This is a genomic window from Winogradskyella costae (genome assembly GCF_013403865.1).
Classification (GTDB): domain Bacteria; phylum Bacteroidota; class Bacteroidia; order Flavobacteriales; family Flavobacteriaceae; genus Winogradskyella; species Winogradskyella costae.
Window position 1 is genome coordinate 185,604 of record NZ_JABFDK010000003.1, and the last position, 15,998, is coordinate 201,601.

At 35.0% G+C, this 15,998-nt stretch carries 16 protein-coding genes; 1 reads left to right on the top strand and 15 read right to left on the bottom strand.

The window, feature by feature from the left end; genetic code table 11:
- Positions 1-86: 86 nt before the first annotated feature.
- Positions 87-1,415, bottom strand: a complete 1,329-nt coding sequence (locus HM986_RS09630; RefSeq protein WP_179334878.1) for a sensor histidine kinase — start codon at positions 1,413-1,415, stop codon at positions 87-89.
- Positions 1,416-1,634: 219 nt separating this feature from the next.
- On the opposite strand from HM986_RS09630, the gene HM986_RS09635 reads away from it, so the two are divergent.
- Positions 1,635-2,504, top strand: coding sequence for an outer membrane beta-barrel protein (locus HM986_RS09635; protein ID WP_179334879.1), 870 nt, complete (start codon positions 1,635-1,637; stop codon positions 2,502-2,504).
- A gap of 121 nt (positions 2,505-2,625) precedes the next feature.
- Here HM986_RS09635 and HM986_RS09640 read toward each other — a convergent pair whose 3' ends face one another.
- The 14 genes from HM986_RS09640 to HM986_RS09705 form a co-directional block, all read right to left on the bottom strand.
- Positions 2,626-2,799 carry an adenylosuccinate synthetase gene (locus HM986_RS09640; RefSeq protein ID WP_179334880.1) on the bottom strand — a complete coding sequence of 58 codons (174 nt, stop codon included), beginning with the start codon at positions 2,797-2,799 and terminating at the stop codon, positions 2,626-2,628.
- 269 nt (positions 2,800-3,068) lie between these two features.
- On the bottom strand, positions 3,069-3,683 hold the full coding sequence (locus tag HM986_RS09645) for a DUF6515 family protein (RefSeq protein WP_179334881.1): 615 nt from the start codon (positions 3,681-3,683) through the stop codon (positions 3,069-3,071).
- A gap of 253 nt (positions 3,684-3,936) precedes the next feature.
- Entirely contained in the window at positions 3,937-4,236 is a 300-nt protein-coding gene (locus HM986_RS09650; RefSeq protein ID WP_179334882.1) for a hypothetical protein, read from the bottom strand.
- Between the two features lie 134 nt (positions 4,237-4,370).
- A complete protein-coding gene (locus HM986_RS09655; RefSeq protein ID WP_179334883.1) occupies positions 4,371-5,099 on the bottom strand; it encodes a LytR/AlgR family response regulator transcription factor in 729 nt (242 codons plus the stop codon).
- Positions 5,100-5,101: 2 nt separating this feature from the next.
- Complete coding sequence (locus HM986_RS09660) at positions 5,102-6,139, bottom strand: sensor histidine kinase (RefSeq protein ID WP_179334884.1); 1,038 nt, start codon at positions 6,137-6,139, stop codon at positions 5,102-5,104.
- A 6-nt stretch (positions 6,140-6,145) separates the two neighbouring features.
- The gene (locus HM986_RS09665) at positions 6,146-7,366 is read right to left on the bottom strand and encodes an ABC transporter permease (RefSeq protein WP_179334885.1); all 1,221 of its coding nucleotides are present in this window, start codon (positions 7,364-7,366) and stop codon (positions 6,146-6,148) included.
- Between the two features lie 89 nt (positions 7,367-7,455).
- Positions 7,456-8,199: an ABC transporter ATP-binding protein gene (locus tag HM986_RS09670; protein WP_218841421.1), complete on the bottom strand. Its 744-nt coding sequence runs from the start codon at positions 8,197-8,199 to the stop codon at positions 7,456-7,458.
- Between the two features lie 6 nt (positions 8,200-8,205).
- On the bottom strand, positions 8,206-9,414 hold the full coding sequence (locus HM986_RS09675) for an efflux RND transporter periplasmic adaptor subunit (protein ID WP_179334886.1): 1,209 nt from the start codon (positions 9,412-9,414) through the stop codon (positions 8,206-8,208).
- A gap of 11 nt (positions 9,415-9,425) precedes the next feature.
- Complete coding sequence (locus HM986_RS09680; protein WP_179334887.1) at positions 9,426-10,754, bottom strand: TolC family protein; 1,329 nt, start codon at positions 10,752-10,754, stop codon at positions 9,426-9,428.
- A 200-nt stretch (positions 10,755-10,954) separates the two neighbouring features.
- The gene (locus tag HM986_RS09685; protein ID WP_179334888.1) at positions 10,955-12,067 is read right to left on the bottom strand and encodes a DUF6688 domain-containing protein; all 1,113 of its coding nucleotides are present in this window, start codon (positions 12,065-12,067) and stop codon (positions 10,955-10,957) included.
- Between the two features lie 35 nt (positions 12,068-12,102).
- The gene (locus HM986_RS09690) at positions 12,103-12,444 is read right to left on the bottom strand and encodes a hypothetical protein (RefSeq protein ID WP_179334889.1); all 342 of its coding nucleotides are present in this window, start codon (positions 12,442-12,444) and stop codon (positions 12,103-12,105) included.
- A gap of 421 nt (positions 12,445-12,865) precedes the next feature.
- Positions 12,866-13,870 (bottom strand): LLM class flavin-dependent oxidoreductase, encoded by a 1,005-nt coding sequence (locus HM986_RS09695; RefSeq protein ID WP_179334890.1) that lies wholly within the window; start codon positions 13,868-13,870, stop codon positions 12,866-12,868.
- Between the two features lie 101 nt (positions 13,871-13,971).
- Positions 13,972-14,565 (bottom strand): TetR/AcrR family transcriptional regulator, encoded by a 594-nt coding sequence (locus HM986_RS09700; RefSeq protein ID WP_179334891.1) that lies wholly within the window; start codon positions 14,563-14,565, stop codon positions 13,972-13,974.
- Between the two features lie 11 nt (positions 14,566-14,576).
- Positions 14,577-15,995 (bottom strand): efflux transporter outer membrane subunit, encoded by a 1,419-nt coding sequence (locus tag HM986_RS09705; protein WP_179334892.1) that lies wholly within the window; start codon positions 15,993-15,995, stop codon positions 14,577-14,579.
- Positions 15,996-15,998: the final 3 nt, after the last annotated feature.

Below are 15,998 nucleotides of genomic sequence, written 5' to 3' on the forward strand. Positions count from 1 at the left end.
GTTGCTTTTTAGTTTATGCTTTTTACTATGGTATCTCGATACATCCCGACGAAATGGTTGGGACACTCCAACTGACGTCAACGGTTTTATTGCGACCCAGATTTAGGTAAGGTAAAATAAAAGGTGGTGCCACTACCCTCTTCGCTTTCTAGCCATATGCTGCCTTTGTAAAAGGTGATGATTTTTTTTACGATGGAGAGTCCGATGCCCGAAGACGAGCTGCTACTTTCTAATTTGGTAAAGACCTTGAAGATTCTTTCGAAATAATTGGGTTTAATACCCACACCGTTGTCTTTTACAAAGAACTGATACAGATCGCCCTGCTCTGTATAGCCGATTTCTATGGAGCCTTGGTCTTTATCACTATACTTAATGGCATTTTGAATAAGGTTCTGGAAGACTTGTTTGAACCTCCAGGTATTGCCATATATGTTTGGAAGGTTGTCTTGTACGGTAATGCTGATGTGTGTAGGGATGAGCAACGTTTGTAAAACCTCTGTGATGAGTGTATTAAAGTTGACCTGTTTGTCTTGTTGTTCTAATTTATCGATGGTAGAGTAATCTAGAATACCTTTGATGAGGAAGTCCATTTTCTCAACATTAAACAACACCTGATGCAAGGGTATTAGGTCTTTTTCATTAAAGGCGGCTTTATGATCGTCCATAAACCAACTGATTAAAGTGTGGATATTGATGAGTGGAGCTTTAAGATCGTGAGACACTACGTGGGCGTATTCGTTAAGCTCTTCGTTTTGCAAGGATAAGTTTTGTAGGAGCTCTTCCTTTTTCTTTTCCTGTACTTTGATGTGTTCTTCATTCTCTTTACGCTTAATGACATTGACGAGCATATTGGCGTATACAAAAAGAATGTCTTTTTCGTTTTCGGTGTATTTGTTTAGCTTTTTAACGGCATCGAAACCAATGAAGCCGATGAGTTCTCCGTTTTTAATTTTTGGGATGGTGATAAGACTTTTAATGCCTTGTGGCTCTAGTACGGCTCTTAGGCCTAGTTCGCCATCTTCGGGTAACTGACTGACATCTTCTACATAAAAAGCGTCTCCTTTTTTGTGTGCTTGGATCCATTGCGGAATGTAATCGATGGGCACGTTTTGAAGGTTCTGAATTTCGGGCTCTATATCTGCAGCGCACCACTCGTAGGTATTAGAGGTGGTGTTGTCTTTAAAATTATAGGTGAAAATATAGCTTCTATCGGATTCTACGAATTCTCCAATTTGTTGCAGTGAGGTGCGGATTAGTGTATCGACATCTGATAAATCGGCATTGATATAGGTGGTAGAAATGCTTATGAGTAAGTCTTGAAAGCGCAGCTGTCTTTCTATAATTTTATCTTTTTCTAATTGTGTTTGCTTTTCTGTTTCAGAACAGGTACTATATTTGGGGTCTTTTTGGTTCATGCGGTTTATTGAATTCTTAAATTTAGGCTGTAAGGTTTTACTAAGGTACTAGTTACCGAGGGATTATAAAAATAGGATTTAGAAATTTGTCGTCTTTTAACCCCATACACCATGACATCAATGTTGTATTTACTGTAAGAATTAAGAAAATCTTAACCCTCCAAACCCAATAGAACCCTTATCTTTATTACAATTTACATTCATTTAAAATCTAAAATTATGAAACAAACTATAATATTATTTACAGCCTTATTATTAAGTACGGCGTCTTATGCTCAATTTCAGGTATCTGCGAGTGGTGGCTATGCCATAGGTAGCGCCGGAATGAAACTAGGTGAAACTCTAACTTTTGAAGGCACAGAGAATTCTTACGGCAGTTATGGGGAAGGTTTAAATGCGCAGTTACGCGGGACTTATTTTTTTAATGACAGTTTTGGTGTGGATTTGAGCTTGGGTTATCTCCATGGCTCAGATCAGACGGTAACTAAAGTAACGTTACCTTACACTGAAGTTGATGCGATTGCTAGAGCGCGTGCCTTTGGTGCTGCAGCTTCTATTGTTTATAAATTTAATTCTAACGTCTATGGGCGTATAGGAGCCCTTGTAAAATTAGGAGGTAAAACAGAAGCCGTTGTGCATCAGCAAGCCGATTTTACGCAGGCTGAAGCCGATGCTATTGGTGTGCCATTTGGGTCGTATTCTGAAACGAACTATGTTGAAGATTACCATGGCCAGTTTCCATTAGGTTTTGTAGCTGCACTTGGTTACGAGTATCCTATAGATACCAATTTTAGTGTTTTTGCGGAAGCTGAATATTACGGAATTAGTTTAAAACGAAAAGATTCTGAAATCACAGCATTTAATACCAATGTGGTGTTACCAGATGGAACGGTTGCCGTAGAAGGCCTTTATACATTGAATAATTTACCAGAAGGGACCAACAGAACCACGACCTATGTTGATGAGTTACCTGCAGGTAATACGGACACCTCAAAACAATTAGCTGTGAAAGTGCCTTATTCATCCTTCGGGATTAATTTTGGTGTGATTTATAAATTTAAGAAAGCACCTGACACGACTACTCGATAATTCTAATTATGTAATTTTAAACAACAAAGAAACTCCTATTGTAAATGGGAGTTTTTTTATGGGCTTTTATTAAAAAATTATATAGCAATGCTACAATTGGCTTGCCATGTGATTACTGCTGTTATTTCTTTCGCTTCTTCTGTCTCCATACTAGAAGGACTACAATGAGGAGAATTGGTAAAATGATGTAGACAATAAGATCAAAAGGTCTAGAGATATCTATAGATGTGTTTTCACCTGGGTTTGGTGTGCCTTGAGGAATTTGTGCTCTTAATAATTGGATGGTCGTTTGCATTGTTTTTATGATTATGGATTGATGGTTTAAGTTAATGAATTTTAAGAGAGTTCTCGTAATTGAGGTTTTAAAACTTCGTTAAAATTCTAGTTGTAAACAGCCTATGATATCCTATAATCTTCTTTAAAATGCGATGTATTAAGCTTCTGCTGAGTCGCTTCTTAGTTTAAATTATATCAATCAAGAAGGAGGCTAGTTATACTAACTCTCCTCCTTTTCTTTCAATTAACACTCTAATCTAATCTAATCTAATCTAATCTTTTTTCTTTCTATTCCATATCTATAATACCTACCACTTCATAAGCTCTGGTGCCATCTACTTGTACTTTTTCGTAAAGTATATTGGCATATTCGTAATAGGTTTGTCCATCTATGGTTACTTTTTCGTAATCTTCTGGAAGTTCGTAAACGACTGTTCCTACTTCTGGATCTACCACTTCATATTCATTATTTATCTGAACATAGAAGATGCCCTGAGCGTTGTAGTAATTACGCGAATTGTAATTAATACGTTTATAACTAACGGGTAACGTTTTTATTCTAAATCCTACTTTTGGAGCGATAACAATGTAACGCCCTCGCGATTGCGTATAATACTTATTATTTGCATAATAATAGCTTTGACCATTATGTCTAACCTCGATTTTGTTAGGTACTGTTCTTACGGATACTACTTTCTTAGTTGGTTTTTTGTAGGTGACTTTTGTGCTTGATACTCTTTTTGTTGTATTATTATTATTAGTAGCGACACTAGTACGTTTGGTGGTTGTTGTTATTACTGTTTTTTGTTTAGCACTGGTTCTTTTTGTTTGTGCAGTAACTTGTGTTGCCATTCCCATCAAAACTATTGCTGGCAAAATGATTGTTTTTATAACTGTTTTCATGATTTTAAGATTTAAAGGATTCAACTTTTGTCTCTATATTAAGACCTTATTTATTATTGATAGTTTAAAGGTATTTGTATTATTCTTTAAATAAAAAGGAAATAGACGTTTGCTTGAATTGTATCTACGAATAAGAAAATAATACCGATAGCGCTATTTACAAGCGTGTATTAACCTTCTGATTATAGGTCATAAAAAAAGGCATACTACATATGTAGTATACCTCTTTTCGCTATTAATTGAACTAGGGTATTTATTTTAATAAACTTAACAAACCTGTAAGTTCGGTTAGGTTTAAACTTGAATTGCTATCCGTATCTAATATATTAAAGTTCTCAGCGACAGACCCTATGGCTTCTGTAGTACTAATAGCCTCGTCGTTATTAGTATCTAGTAAACTGAAAAGACTAGAGATTTGCTGTACGGTTGAATTAGAACTTAATGAGCTTAATAATGTTGCTGCCTGAGTTAAGGTTGAGGTGTTAACATCTTTTACACTATTACAGCTAAATAGTGTAGCCGCTACAGTTATTGATAGTATTATTTTTTTCATGTTATAAGGATCTATTTTTATTGGTGGTACAAATGTAATTTGCCTAGATGGCATTTAGAAAACCAATATACCAAACCCTTATATTCATCGCTGAATATGTGTATTTTATAGACGAAACCAAAACACGATTTGTTTTATAAGGAGTTGTTGTTAATGTATTCTAAAAACTTAGATTTGTATTGTTCAGACACTGTAATCCGCTGTTGGTTGATGATAATTTGACTACGTTCAATCACATCAATATTATTTAGTGAGACGATAAACGAGCGGTGGACACGCATAAATTGAGTATCTGGTAATTCTTCTTCTAGTGATTTTAAACTCATCAACGTTAAAATAGGTTTTGGGTTGTCCTTTAACCATATTTTGATGTAGTCTTTTAAGCCTTCAAAGTATAAGACGTCTGCTAATTTGACTCTTAGTTGTTTGTATTCGGATTTTACGAATAAGAATTCTTTTTCTTTAGACAGGATGCTTTCTCGTTTTCCTTTTACCAATTCAAACCAAGTATTCGCCTTATTGGCTGCGGCTAAAAACTCAGCATAGTCAAACGGTTTTAATAAGTAATCTAAGGCTTCGACTTTAAAACCTTCTAAAGCATAATGATCGAAGGCTGTAGTGAAAATAACACGGGTTTCTTTAGGTAGCATTTTAGAAAACTCAATACCTGTAAGATCTGGCATTTGTATGTCTAGAAAGAGTAAGTTCACCGGGTTGTTTTTAAGTGCTTCCATCGCTTCTAAAGCGCTACTAAATTTGTTTCGCAGCTCTAAGAATGGGGTTTTCTCTACATAACTTTCAACTAAATTGAGCGCCATAGGCTCATCGTCTACAATACTACAGGTAATTTTAAAGTTGCTCATGGTTAGTTGGTTTCAATTTTTAAGGTGACTAAAAACCGGTCGTCTTTTACAATTGTTTTAAAGTTGAATTTATCTGGATATAACAATTCTAGTCGTTTTTCTAAATTTTGAAGGCCGATACCAGAGCCACTTTTATCGTCTGTTTTCTTTGGGAAATTGTTGTTTTCAACCGAAAATAAAACGGTGTTGTCATCACACGTCATGCTAATATCAATACGACTTGGTTTTGTAGCAGAGACCCCATGTTTAAATGCATTTTCGATTAAAGAAATAAATAATAACGGAGCTATCTGAATCCCTATTTCTTTGACCGGAAAGCTATAGCTAACGGTTGTTTTATCTGAAACGCGCAACTTCATTAGATCGATATACTTTTTTAGAAAGTCGATTTCCTTAGATAATGGTACGACTTCCAAATTAGTTTCATACAACATATAGCGCATTAGTTTACTTAAACTGTGTATAGATGATTTGGCTTGGTCTGGTGAAATATCAACTAAAGAATAAATGTTGTTTAAGGAGTTAAAAAAGAAATGCGGTTGTAATTGGTAATGTAAATGCTGTAACTCGGACTTTAACTTTACATGCATTGCTTCTTTACGCTCTGCTTCGGTTTTATTCCAGCGTTTTGTTGTTTTTAAAGCAATTGAAAATAACAGTGGTGCCATATAGGACAAGACCTGTATGTAGATGGCCATTTTAAATGGTGGTGCAGTTCTATTTATGTTTTCAAGACGTTTTTTTATAATCTCTTGAAAGAAGTTATCTTCAATATACTCTTTTAAAAACAAGAAAAAGGCAATCATTGCAGCATTTATAACTATAAACTGCAGCATTTTTTTAGGGAACAAGAAGCGATCGACTAAGACCGAGTAATTGGTATAGAATATAATAACGGAAAAGAATAAAGGGATCCAAAAATGCGCTTTAACTTTATCTAACTCTTGTTCTTGGCCATACGACAGCAAGTAAGGTAAACTAAATAGTGTTAACCAAACGAGCAGGTGTAAAAGGGCTGTAATTGTTTTATTCTTGTACATAATCTATTATTCGTAACGTAAGGCGGTTATTGGATCTAAAGCTGATGCTTTTCTTGCAGGATACCATCCAAAAAAGATACCTGTTACAGCACATACAACAAAAGAAATCACAATGGAATACACTGCCACGCTTGTAGGCCAATTTAAGAATTTTTCGATGAACACGGTTGCTCCGAGACCTAATATTACCCCGAGGACACCACCTGTGATACTAATTAAAATAGCTTCGATTAAAAACTGCATTAGAATATCGGACCCCTTACCTCCTACTGCCATTCGTAAACCAATCTCTTTAGTACGCTCTTTTACAGAAACATACATGATATTCATAATGCCAATACCACCGATTAATAATGAGATACTTGCTACTGCGACCAATAGAATAGTTAACATTTCGCTGGTAGAACTGAACGTTGAAATTAATTCCTCCATAGAACGCACCGTGAAATTATCTTCATCACTAGCCGTTAATTTATGTTGCTCTCTCAAAATATTAGATACTTCTAAAACGGCGTCTGGCGCTTCTTCTTCACTAACAGCAGAAGCCATAATTTGATTTAAATGGTCGATAGCTAAAATACGTTTTTGAACTGTTGTATATGGTGCAATAACGACATCATCTTGATCTTGACCAAAGGTGTTTTCCCCTTTTTCTTCTAAAACCCCAATCACTTTAAACGGAATATTATTAAAACGAATCATTTGTCCGACCGGATCTTGACCATCTGGAAATACATTATCTACAACAGTTTGCCCAATTACAGCAACTTTTGAAGCCGAATAAACGTCAGCATCTGTAAACATGCTTCCGCTCTGTAAATCAACAACTTTAATGTTTAAATACTCAGGATTTACACCATAAATAGATGATGGCCAGTTATTTGAACCGTTTATAACTTGTCCTCTACCGTCAACAACAGGAGAACTATAACTTAATAACGTTGCACTTTCTTTAATAGCTTCAAAATCGCTTAAAGTAAGTGACTCCATAACACTGGCTTCTTGTCTTACACCTCCACGCACATCAGCTCCAGCTTTTATGGTAATCATGTTAGAACCCATTGCGGAAATTGTGGTACGGATACTTTCTTTAGAGCCTTCACCTATAGCCAACATGGCGATTACAGATGCGACACCTATGATGATCCCAAGCATCGTTAATAACGTTCTTGTTTTATTAAGAATGATCGCTTTTGTTGCGATTTTGAATAAATTTAATAGTCTCATCTGTGTTATGTTTAATGTTTTTTAAGGTCTTGTGGAATGCCTTAATACCATCTATGTTTACATAGGGAGTTTGATAAGGCATTTGATAATTAATCGTCTTGTTTAGGTAATTTTGCTAACTCGTCTGCCGCAGATTGCACTTTGTGATTGTTGTAATCTTGCATCACTTCGCCATCTTTTAATACAATAGTTCTGCTGCTAAAGGTGGCGATATCTGGCTCGTGTGTCACAAACGTTATGGTAATGCCTTGTTTATTTAACTCTTGAAATAAGGCCATAATCTCGTAAGAGGTCCGAGTATCTAAGTTTCCTGTGGCTTCATCAGCTAATATCATTACGGGGTTATTCACTAAAGATCTGGCAATAGCTACACGCTGTTGTTGTCCACCCGAAAGCTGAGAAGGTGTATGATGTAAGCGGTCACCTAATCCTACTTTTTCTAAGGCTTCAATAGCCCGTCTTCTGCGTTCTTCTGTAGATACTTTGCTGTTGTATAGTAATGGTAATTCTACGTTTTCAATAGCCGATGTTCTTGCTAAAAGATTATACGATTGAAAAATAAACCCAATCTTTTCATTTCGGATGGTGGCTAATTCATTTCTGCTGAGGTCTTTTACACGTACACCATCAATTTCATAAGTTCCAGAAGTTGGTTGATCTAAGCACCCTAAAATGTTTAGCATTGTACTTTTACCAGAACCACTCGATCCCATAATGGTGACAAATTCACCTTCTTTAATATCGAACGAAATACCTTTCAACGCATGAACCGTTTCGGTGCCCATGGTAAACTCTCGTTTTAAATCTTCAATTTTTATGATTGCTTTACTCATGATTCTTTATTTTTTCTTGTTACCGCCTGGACGTTGCGGCATAAAAGGGCTTTCACTTTTAGCTGCCGTACTTGTTTCTGATTTTGCCACTTCTTTTAAACTGTAAACGAGTTGATCTCCTTTAGTGATTCCGCTGACGATCTGTACATTCACCCCGTCACTAGCTCCAAGCGTTACCGTTTTGGGTATAATAGATCCATTGTTTCCTAATACCCAAAGGGTCGTTCCCTCTTTAGATTGGTCGCTATTATTAGCCGCCAATTGGTGTTGTGCATTGTATGTTGCTAGGGTTTCTGCTTCTGGTTTAAAGTTGATGGCTTTGGCTTCTGCTGTTAGCACATCGTTCAATTCTAACGTATAGATAGAGATGGTCGCTGTTAATCCTGGTTTTAATTTTAAGTCTGGATTATCTGCCTTAATTACAACTGTATAGGTTACTACATTTGAAGTAATAGTTGGGTCTAATCTTACTTGTGTTACAACCCCTTCAAAGGTTTCTCCGATATAAGCATCTACCGTAAATTCTACCCGTTGTCCTTCTGTTACTTGTCCGATATCAGCCTCATCCACATCCGCTTCCACTTGCATTTCTTTTAAGTCTTGTGCGATGGTAAATAAGGTCGGTGTGCTTAAACTTGCCGCTACGGTTTGTCCTTCGTCAATAGCTCTAGATAATACCACACCATCTATAGGAGAATAAATGTTAGCATACTCCAAATTGGTTCTAGCTTGTTGTAAATCAGAATAGCGTTGTGTCACTGTCCCTTTTGCAGTTTGATAATTGTATTCCGCATCATCGAAATCGGATTTACTAATTACCTGATTGTCAAACAATGTTTTTTGTCTGTCGTAAATGGTTTTCGTATAATTTCTTTGGCTCAATGCATTATCATAAGCCGCTTGAACTTGGGTTTTAGCTGCATTAAGATTGGTTTTATCTAATTCAGCAATCAATTGCCCTTCTGTAACCACACTGTTATAGTCTACATATATTTTTTCTACTACACCCGATACTTGGGTTCCGACTTCTACTTGTGTAATAGGCTCCATGGTTCCGGTTGCAGTTACCATCGTAGTGACGTTTGCTTGTTTTGCCACTATGGTTTTAGCTTCGATGATCATGGCGTCATCTCCTTTTAGAAGCGTGTAGCCCGCAAAGGCCAATGCTAGGACTACAATACTAGCTATGATTATGGTTTTTTTATTGTTTTTCATGAGTGCTTAAATTAAAGTTTAATAGAGTTTCCTTGATAAAATTGTAATAATTGATGGTATAGAATGCTTAAGTACTTTGCTTGTAAATAGTTTTGCTGAGCATTGGTATAGGTGTTTTGACTAATCACTAAATCAGTGGTACTTAAACCTCCTAATTCATACTTTTTCTGCGCTAGGTTATAAGATTGTTCTGCTGCTGTTTGTGAGGCTTCTGCTGCCACCAATTGTTCTTGCGCAGATACGGCATTTTGATAGGCGGTTTCCACTTTCTTGTATATTGTCTTTTCGGTTAGTTGTTGATTAATCTGTGCTTTTTCAATATTAATCTGTGCCGATTGTACCGCTGCTTTTGTTTGGTTTCTGTTAAAAATGGGAATGTTTAAAGACAGTCCGACACGTTGATTAAAATTCACATTAAACTGATCAGAAAAATTATTATCATTAACACTTGTATACCCAGACCCCAAACTACTCACTAATGATAAAGTTGGTAAATAAGCGCCTTTAGCAATGTCTAACTCTTTTTCGCTTACCTCTACTCCAATTTTACTAGCGTTAACTTCAGGAAGAATCCCAAGAGCTTTATTATAGATAGCCACTTTATCTAGCTCTAACATTATGTACTCGGTATCTGTAGTTAAGGTTTCAATCTCTATATCTTGTGTAGGATCTAGCTCTAATAATTGTTTTAAAGCTATAATGTATTGCTGGTAGTTATTTTTAGCCGTGATGACCGTATATTTGTTTGTTGCCGTTTGACTCTGTGCTTCGGTGTAATCGCTTAAGGCAATAGTACCAGCATCTAATCTTGCTTTGGCACGCTCCACTTCCTTTTCTGAGGCGATAACATTGTTTTCAGCAATTGTGATGCCCTCTTTAGCATAGAGAATTTGTAAATAGTTTTCTAATATGCTTAAGACAATATTGTTCTTCGTTTCTTCTTCTAGAAATACACTTTGATTGAGTAATAACTCATTTTGAGCAATTTGATTATTAATTTGATTGCCTTGAAACAAGGTCATAGTACTATTAAGACTGACGTTAGTACTGTAGATTTGATCGGTAACATAATCGCTTGTAATTGGGTCGATTGAGTTACCGTTAGAAAATGTTTCAGAAGCTGTACCATACAGGTTTGGGAGTCTAGAAGATTTTGCCTTGCTATAATCGACAGCTGCTTGGTCATAATTTAAAGCCGCATCCTTTATGGTGATATTATTCTCTAAAGCATACTGAAAACACTCCTCTAAAGTCCAAAGTTTTGACGCTTCAGAATTGGGCTCTTGCGAAAAGATGAGCTGAGTTGCTAGCAGTGTTATGATGATAAAAAGATGTTTCATTTTGAGTGTATTTAATATTACACTACAAATATGAAACACTATCTTATCTTAATATAAAGCGATAGACGTTTGCGCTAATTCACTATATAAATTGTGGGATTCTATCGATGAGATTTTTTTAGATTTAACTGTAATGGAATTCACCATTAGAATTACAATTATGGCTTTAATCGATTTTGGTCTTTATGGAATAGCTTTTTTTAAGTCGACTTTGGTTTTAGTGCCAGTAGTTCTTGTCTGTCTGCCTTACTTACATATTGCATAGCGATGCGATTTTCAGGATATTTATCACAAGTGTAAAGGACTCCTAGAAATAGGATCTCTAGAGGTTTCATAAGAATGTAAACACTATCTGATACTAATTTTATATTGAAAATATGATAATGCTTATGAATTTGGTCTCCAACTTTATTATACCCTTTTCTTATGATTTTATGGAGTTTAGGGTGCCTATCTTGGATTAAATCTTCAAAGGCATTAGCAACTAGTAATTGTCTGTTACAAATTATTTTATGGCCATTACGTTCACCATACCGAATAGGTTTTACGATGGATTGGTGACCGTTTGCTCCAACTGAACATAAAAAATGACCACCGCATGAAACATTATCGCACATATAATCTAATTGCGAAAAACCATGCTTATAGGTTTGTGTAAACGCACTAATAAGACTGTCTGGTTTCTGTCCGAAAATTAATAGAAAAAGAGATAAGGTTATTAATACAGGAACTAAAAGTAGTGTTACGATTGGGTATTTATAAATTGGTTTTAGCTTTAAAATGGTAATGCTGAATCTTCCGATAATATGGTGAGATTCTAATCTGTTCTGTTCTATATGTTGTGTTATGATTTTTTGATTTTTAGCTAATTCAATAAGTAGTAATATGATAATTGGGAGATTACCAAAAACCCATAAAAATAGTCCGATATCTATATTATGAATATGAAAACACAAGAGCACATTGATGATTAAACCCAATACTAAAAAGGAATTTAAAAACAATTCAACCAAAGGAGGAAAAATACGTTTTCTGAAGATTGAGATGCTATACCATACCGTATAGACGATTAATAATATATACATGCCTATGCTGTGATCGGGAGAAAACAATGCGCTATCTGCACAGCAATCATTTAATTTACCAACATCGAAGGTTACTATAAAAAATGTAGGTACTAAGAGAACGGTCCATAATTGAATTATTTTGAAGCCTTTTTCGCTAGTTTTAATTTTGCCTTTAGCGGCATAATAGAACCCGTTAAATAGAACAAAGCAAAATGGAATTATAATAATTAAAACTATTGGAAACATAGATTTGGTGTTGTTTTAAATTTAGTATTTACTTATTATATGACATCAATACCTTTTTCTAAGATGTAATGTGTTACTGTGACCAGTATAGCTAATCCAATAAGTATGAGTAAGCGAATGCGCGTTGCATTTGCATTGTCCTCTAATTTTTTATAAGTGTATAACACATCGATTACAATGTATAGTACGGCGATAATGCAGCCCAATATAAGACTAGCGTAAGCAAAAGCTACATCGTAAATTATGCGTGAAAATTTAGCAATCCAATCCGTATCGTTTGATTTGGGCCCTAAAATAATTCGCATGTAGGCAAAGGCAAACAATAAGGCTATACTGGTGGTAATACTATAATTTAGAATACGTTTTAAAATTCTCATAGGTAAATTTCGTATGGTACAGCTAATCTAAAATCCATTGTTTTAATCTGTTTGAATCCGATAGAATTTACATAAATAGTAAGGCCCTTATACAGGATTAAATATAAAGTAATTATGGCTCCTAGTCCCTAAATGTTAAAAAAATAAAATAGTTGTATTCAAAATGATAGAAAAGGAATCTCTATATGAAGACGTTATAACGATAAGTGACGCGTTTTAACTTAACAGTGTATGTTTATGCAGAGCCTTATAATAGATTGTAGATAAATTAATAGCACTTAATTATTGTGATATGACCATAAAAAAACCTGCTAAAGAGCAGGTTTCCTTTTGTTGAAAATCAGTTACTATATAGTCGAAATAAGCGCCTCTTTTAAATGGTTTTTATTACGTGTGAATACTAGCTTTAGGGGGGCAAAACCTAATTTAATTCTTGCATAATTTCAGCAAATAATTCATAAGATCTAATTCTGTCATTAATATCATATATATTGGTAACAGCAATAAGTTCGTCGACATTAGAGTGTTCTAAAAATTCCTTAATTTTAGATTTAACCGTCGCCTTACTTCCTATAAAGGAATATTTCAACATTTGGTGTACTTGAGGATTCCTCATAATATCCCGTAAATCTTCTGTCATGTCTGTTGGTGGCTGCACATTTGCGCGTCTGCCCGTAAAAATCCCTACAATCATTCGGATTAATGAGGTTGATAAGCGTTCGGCTTCTTCGTCTGTATCTGCAATGATAATGTTAACACCAGTCATTACATAAGGTTCTTTTAACGTTTCAGAAGGTTGAAAATCGGTTCTATAGATGTGCATAGCATCCCATAGATGCGTCGTTGCAAAATGACTTGCAAAAGCATAAGGTAAACCTTTTTTGGCAGCCAAATGGGCACTATCTGTACTAGAACCTAAAATATAAATAGGCACATCTACACCTTCAGCCACTGTAGCACGTACTTTAGCTTCTTCGTTTTCAATTGAAAAATAGGTTTGTATTTTTTCTACTTCTTTCGGAAAAGAGTGTGCCGCCTGCATAAAATCGGAACGAATAGCTTGAGCGGTCTCTGGGTCTGTACCTGGAGCTCTACCTAAACCTAAATCAATACGATTAGGATATAATGAGCCTAAAGTTCCAAACTGTTCGGCTATAATTAAAGGGGAATGGTTTGGTAGCATTATACCCCCAGAACCAACACGTATGGTTGTTGTACCTTGTGCAACATAGCCAATTAATACCGATGTTGCACTGCTACCAATGTTAGATGCATTATGATGCTCTGCTAACCAATAGCGAATATATCCTGAGGTTTCTGCATGTTGGGCTAATTTTAGGGTGTTATTAAACGTTTCCTTAAGCGATAAACCTTCGGAAACTAATGCCAGGTCTAAAATGGAATATGCTGGGGATTCAATTGTCATAAATAAACACAATTATTAGGATTTAGTGTTAATAATAGTCGTATGATATACTTTTATTTGTTTTAGTTTAAATTTTAGTAAATGTACGGTAATTGATAAGTCTAGTCAAAATACGAATTAGAATAATTTGAATTAATTATTCCTTTAAAGTTGTAAATGACCATGTGCTTAAATAAATCTTCATTTTGATACGATTCGAACAAATTATTTTCTTTAAACACGAGATTATCGATTCTAAAGAAATAAATTTTCACGATTAGTTTTATATTCACCTCTTTTTTAATATGCCCTAATTCTTGGGCTTGTTCTAGTAAATTATAAACTTTAGTATTTGATAATTCTTCTACGAAATTATCAAATAAACGACTCGCATTAGGATAGTACTTTTCTAAGCCAAAAAGAAAAGAGGGTTTAAAGTATCTTAAATACTGAAACCCTCTTTTGTAAATTAATATAACACTCAAAATAGGATCGTTATCGTGATTGGCAACAATCTCATTTATATAGGCTTTATACTCATTTATTAGACTTTCTACACCAGAGGTGATTAAGTCTTCTTTATTATCAAAAAATGTATAAATAGTCTTTTTAGAAATACCAAGTTCATTTGCTAATTGATCTAAGGTGACGTGTTTACTACCAAATTGGGTAAACTTTTTAATAGAGCGTTCTAACAATTCTGCTTTAGTAATCATGGTAAACTATTTTATCTCCATCCGCCACCAAGTGCTTCGTATAAATCTACTATAGATATTAATTGTTGTAATTGGCTATCTATGATATTTAATTCTGCACTTAAGGCACTTTGTCTTGCTGTTAATAGATCTAAATAGTTAGCATACCCATTTTTTAATAATTCTTCTGAGTTTGCCTCCGCGGTACGTAACGCTTCAACTTCATTTTTTCTAAATTCGAATTTTTTAGTTTCGGCATTAAAAGCATATAACGCATTAGAGACTTCGCTACCCGCAACCAATAAGGTTTTCTTAAAGTTTAAAAGTGAAGCTTCTTGATTTGCAAGGGCAACTTCTTTTTGAGTTTTAAGTTTTCTTTGGTTTAGAAGTGGTTGCGTTAAGCCACCAATAACTGTAGCGAATAATGAGTTAGCATTAAATAAATTATCTAATTCTAAACTTTGTAAACCACCAGAAGCGGTTAAAGTTAGGGATGGATAAAAATTACTATTGGCTACATTAGTTAACTCAAAATCTTTAATTAAAGCATATTCTGCAGCCATAACGTCTGGTCTGTTTCTTAGCAGTGTAGCAGGAACGCCTAGTTTCATATCTTGAGAAAGACTTTGAGTATCTAGAGTACTTCTTTCGAACTCTTGAGGAGCTTTACCCAACAGAATACTCAACGTATTTTCTGTTTTAAAAATAGCAACTTCAATATCTACCTGTAATGCTCTTGCACTATTATATTGTGCGATATTTTGATCTACAGCAACCTGTGTTACTTGTCCGGCATCTTTTAAAGCCTTAATGGTTTCTACACCACTTTCTCTAGTAGCTATAGTTTCTTTAGTTATCTCTAACTGTGCATCTAAAGCTAATAGGTTGTAATACGTGTTTGCAATACTAGAAATCAATTGTGTTTTCACCGCTTGATGTCCTGCAACATTTTGTAAATAATCAGCTTGCGACGCTCTTTTATTACTTCTTATTTTTCCCCAGATATCAGCTTCCCAGGATAAATCTGCAGTAATATCATAGGTGTCTAAACCTCCACTAAAAATTGAACCAAATTGGCTATTTTCTGAAAACTCTTGACGCGTATAGTTAGCACCTACATTTACAGTTGGCAAATACCCTGCTTTACCTTGTTTTGCATAAGCCTCTGCAGCTATCATTTGCTGAATCGCTATACGAATGTCCATATTATTTTGCAGACCTTCTTCAATATAGTTTTGAAGCTTCTGATCTGTAAATAATGTTTTCCAAGATACATCTGCCATAGACACACTGTCTGTTGGCAGATTTTCTGTTCTGTAAAGCGCTTCAGATTCTATATCTAATTCTGGTCGCACATAATCTTGTGCTACAAAACAACTTTGTAATGTTAGCGCTACAATTAGTAAAAGGGCACCTTTACTAAAATTTCTATGTTTTATAATTGATGTCATAGT

Coding starts and splice junctions, on each gene's coding strand:
- HM986_RS09660 (WP_179334884.1), bottom strand. CDS start 6,139: ATGTACAAGAATAAAACAATTACAGCCCTTTTACACCTGCTCGTTTGG.
- HM986_RS09685 (WP_179334888.1), bottom strand. CDS start 12,067: ATGTTTCCAATAGTTTTAATTATTATAATTCCATTTTGCTTTGTTCTA.
- HM986_RS09700 (WP_179334891.1), bottom strand. CDS start 14,565: ATGATTACTAAAGCAGAATTGTTAGAACGCTCTATTAAAAAGTTTACC.
- HM986_RS09670 (WP_218841421.1), bottom strand. CDS start 8,199: ATGAGTAAAGCAATCATAAAAATTGAAGATTTAAAACGAGAGTTTACC.
- HM986_RS09635 (WP_179334879.1), top strand. CDS start 1,635: ATGAAACAAACTATAATATTATTTACAGCCTTATTATTAAGTACGGCG.
- HM986_RS09645 (WP_179334881.1), bottom strand. CDS start 3,683: ATGAAAACAGTTATAAAAACAATCATTTTGCCAGCAATAGTTTTGATG.
- HM986_RS09695 (WP_179334890.1), bottom strand. CDS start 13,870: ATGACAATTGAATCCCCAGCATATTCCATTTTAGACCTGGCATTAGTT.
- HM986_RS09680 (WP_179334887.1), bottom strand. CDS start 10,754: ATGAAACATCTTTTTATCATCATAACACTGCTAGCAACTCAGCTCATC.
- HM986_RS09630 (WP_179334878.1), bottom strand. CDS start 1,415: ATGAACCAAAAAGACCCCAAATATAGTACCTGTTCTGAAACAGAAAAG.
- HM986_RS09705 (WP_179334892.1), bottom strand. CDS start 15,995: ATGACATCAATTATAAAACATAGAAATTTTAGTAAAGGTGCCCTTTTA.
- HM986_RS09675 (WP_179334886.1), bottom strand. CDS start 9,414: ATGAAAAACAATAAAAAAACCATAATCATAGCTAGTATTGTAGTCCTA.
- HM986_RS09640 (WP_179334880.1), bottom strand. CDS start 2,799: ATGCAAACGACCATCCAATTATTAAGAGCACAAATTCCTCAAGGCACA.
- HM986_RS09655 (WP_179334883.1), bottom strand. CDS start 5,099: ATGAGCAACTTTAAAATTACCTGTAGTATTGTAGACGATGAGCCTATG.
- HM986_RS09650 (WP_179334882.1), bottom strand. CDS start 4,236: ATGAAAAAAATAATACTATCAATAACTGTAGCGGCTACACTATTTAGC.
- HM986_RS09690 (WP_179334889.1), bottom strand. CDS start 12,444: ATGAGAATTTTAAAACGTATTCTAAATTATAGTATTACCACCAGTATA.
- HM986_RS09665 (WP_179334885.1), bottom strand. CDS start 7,366: ATGAGACTATTAAATTTATTCAAAATCGCAACAAAAGCGATCATTCTT.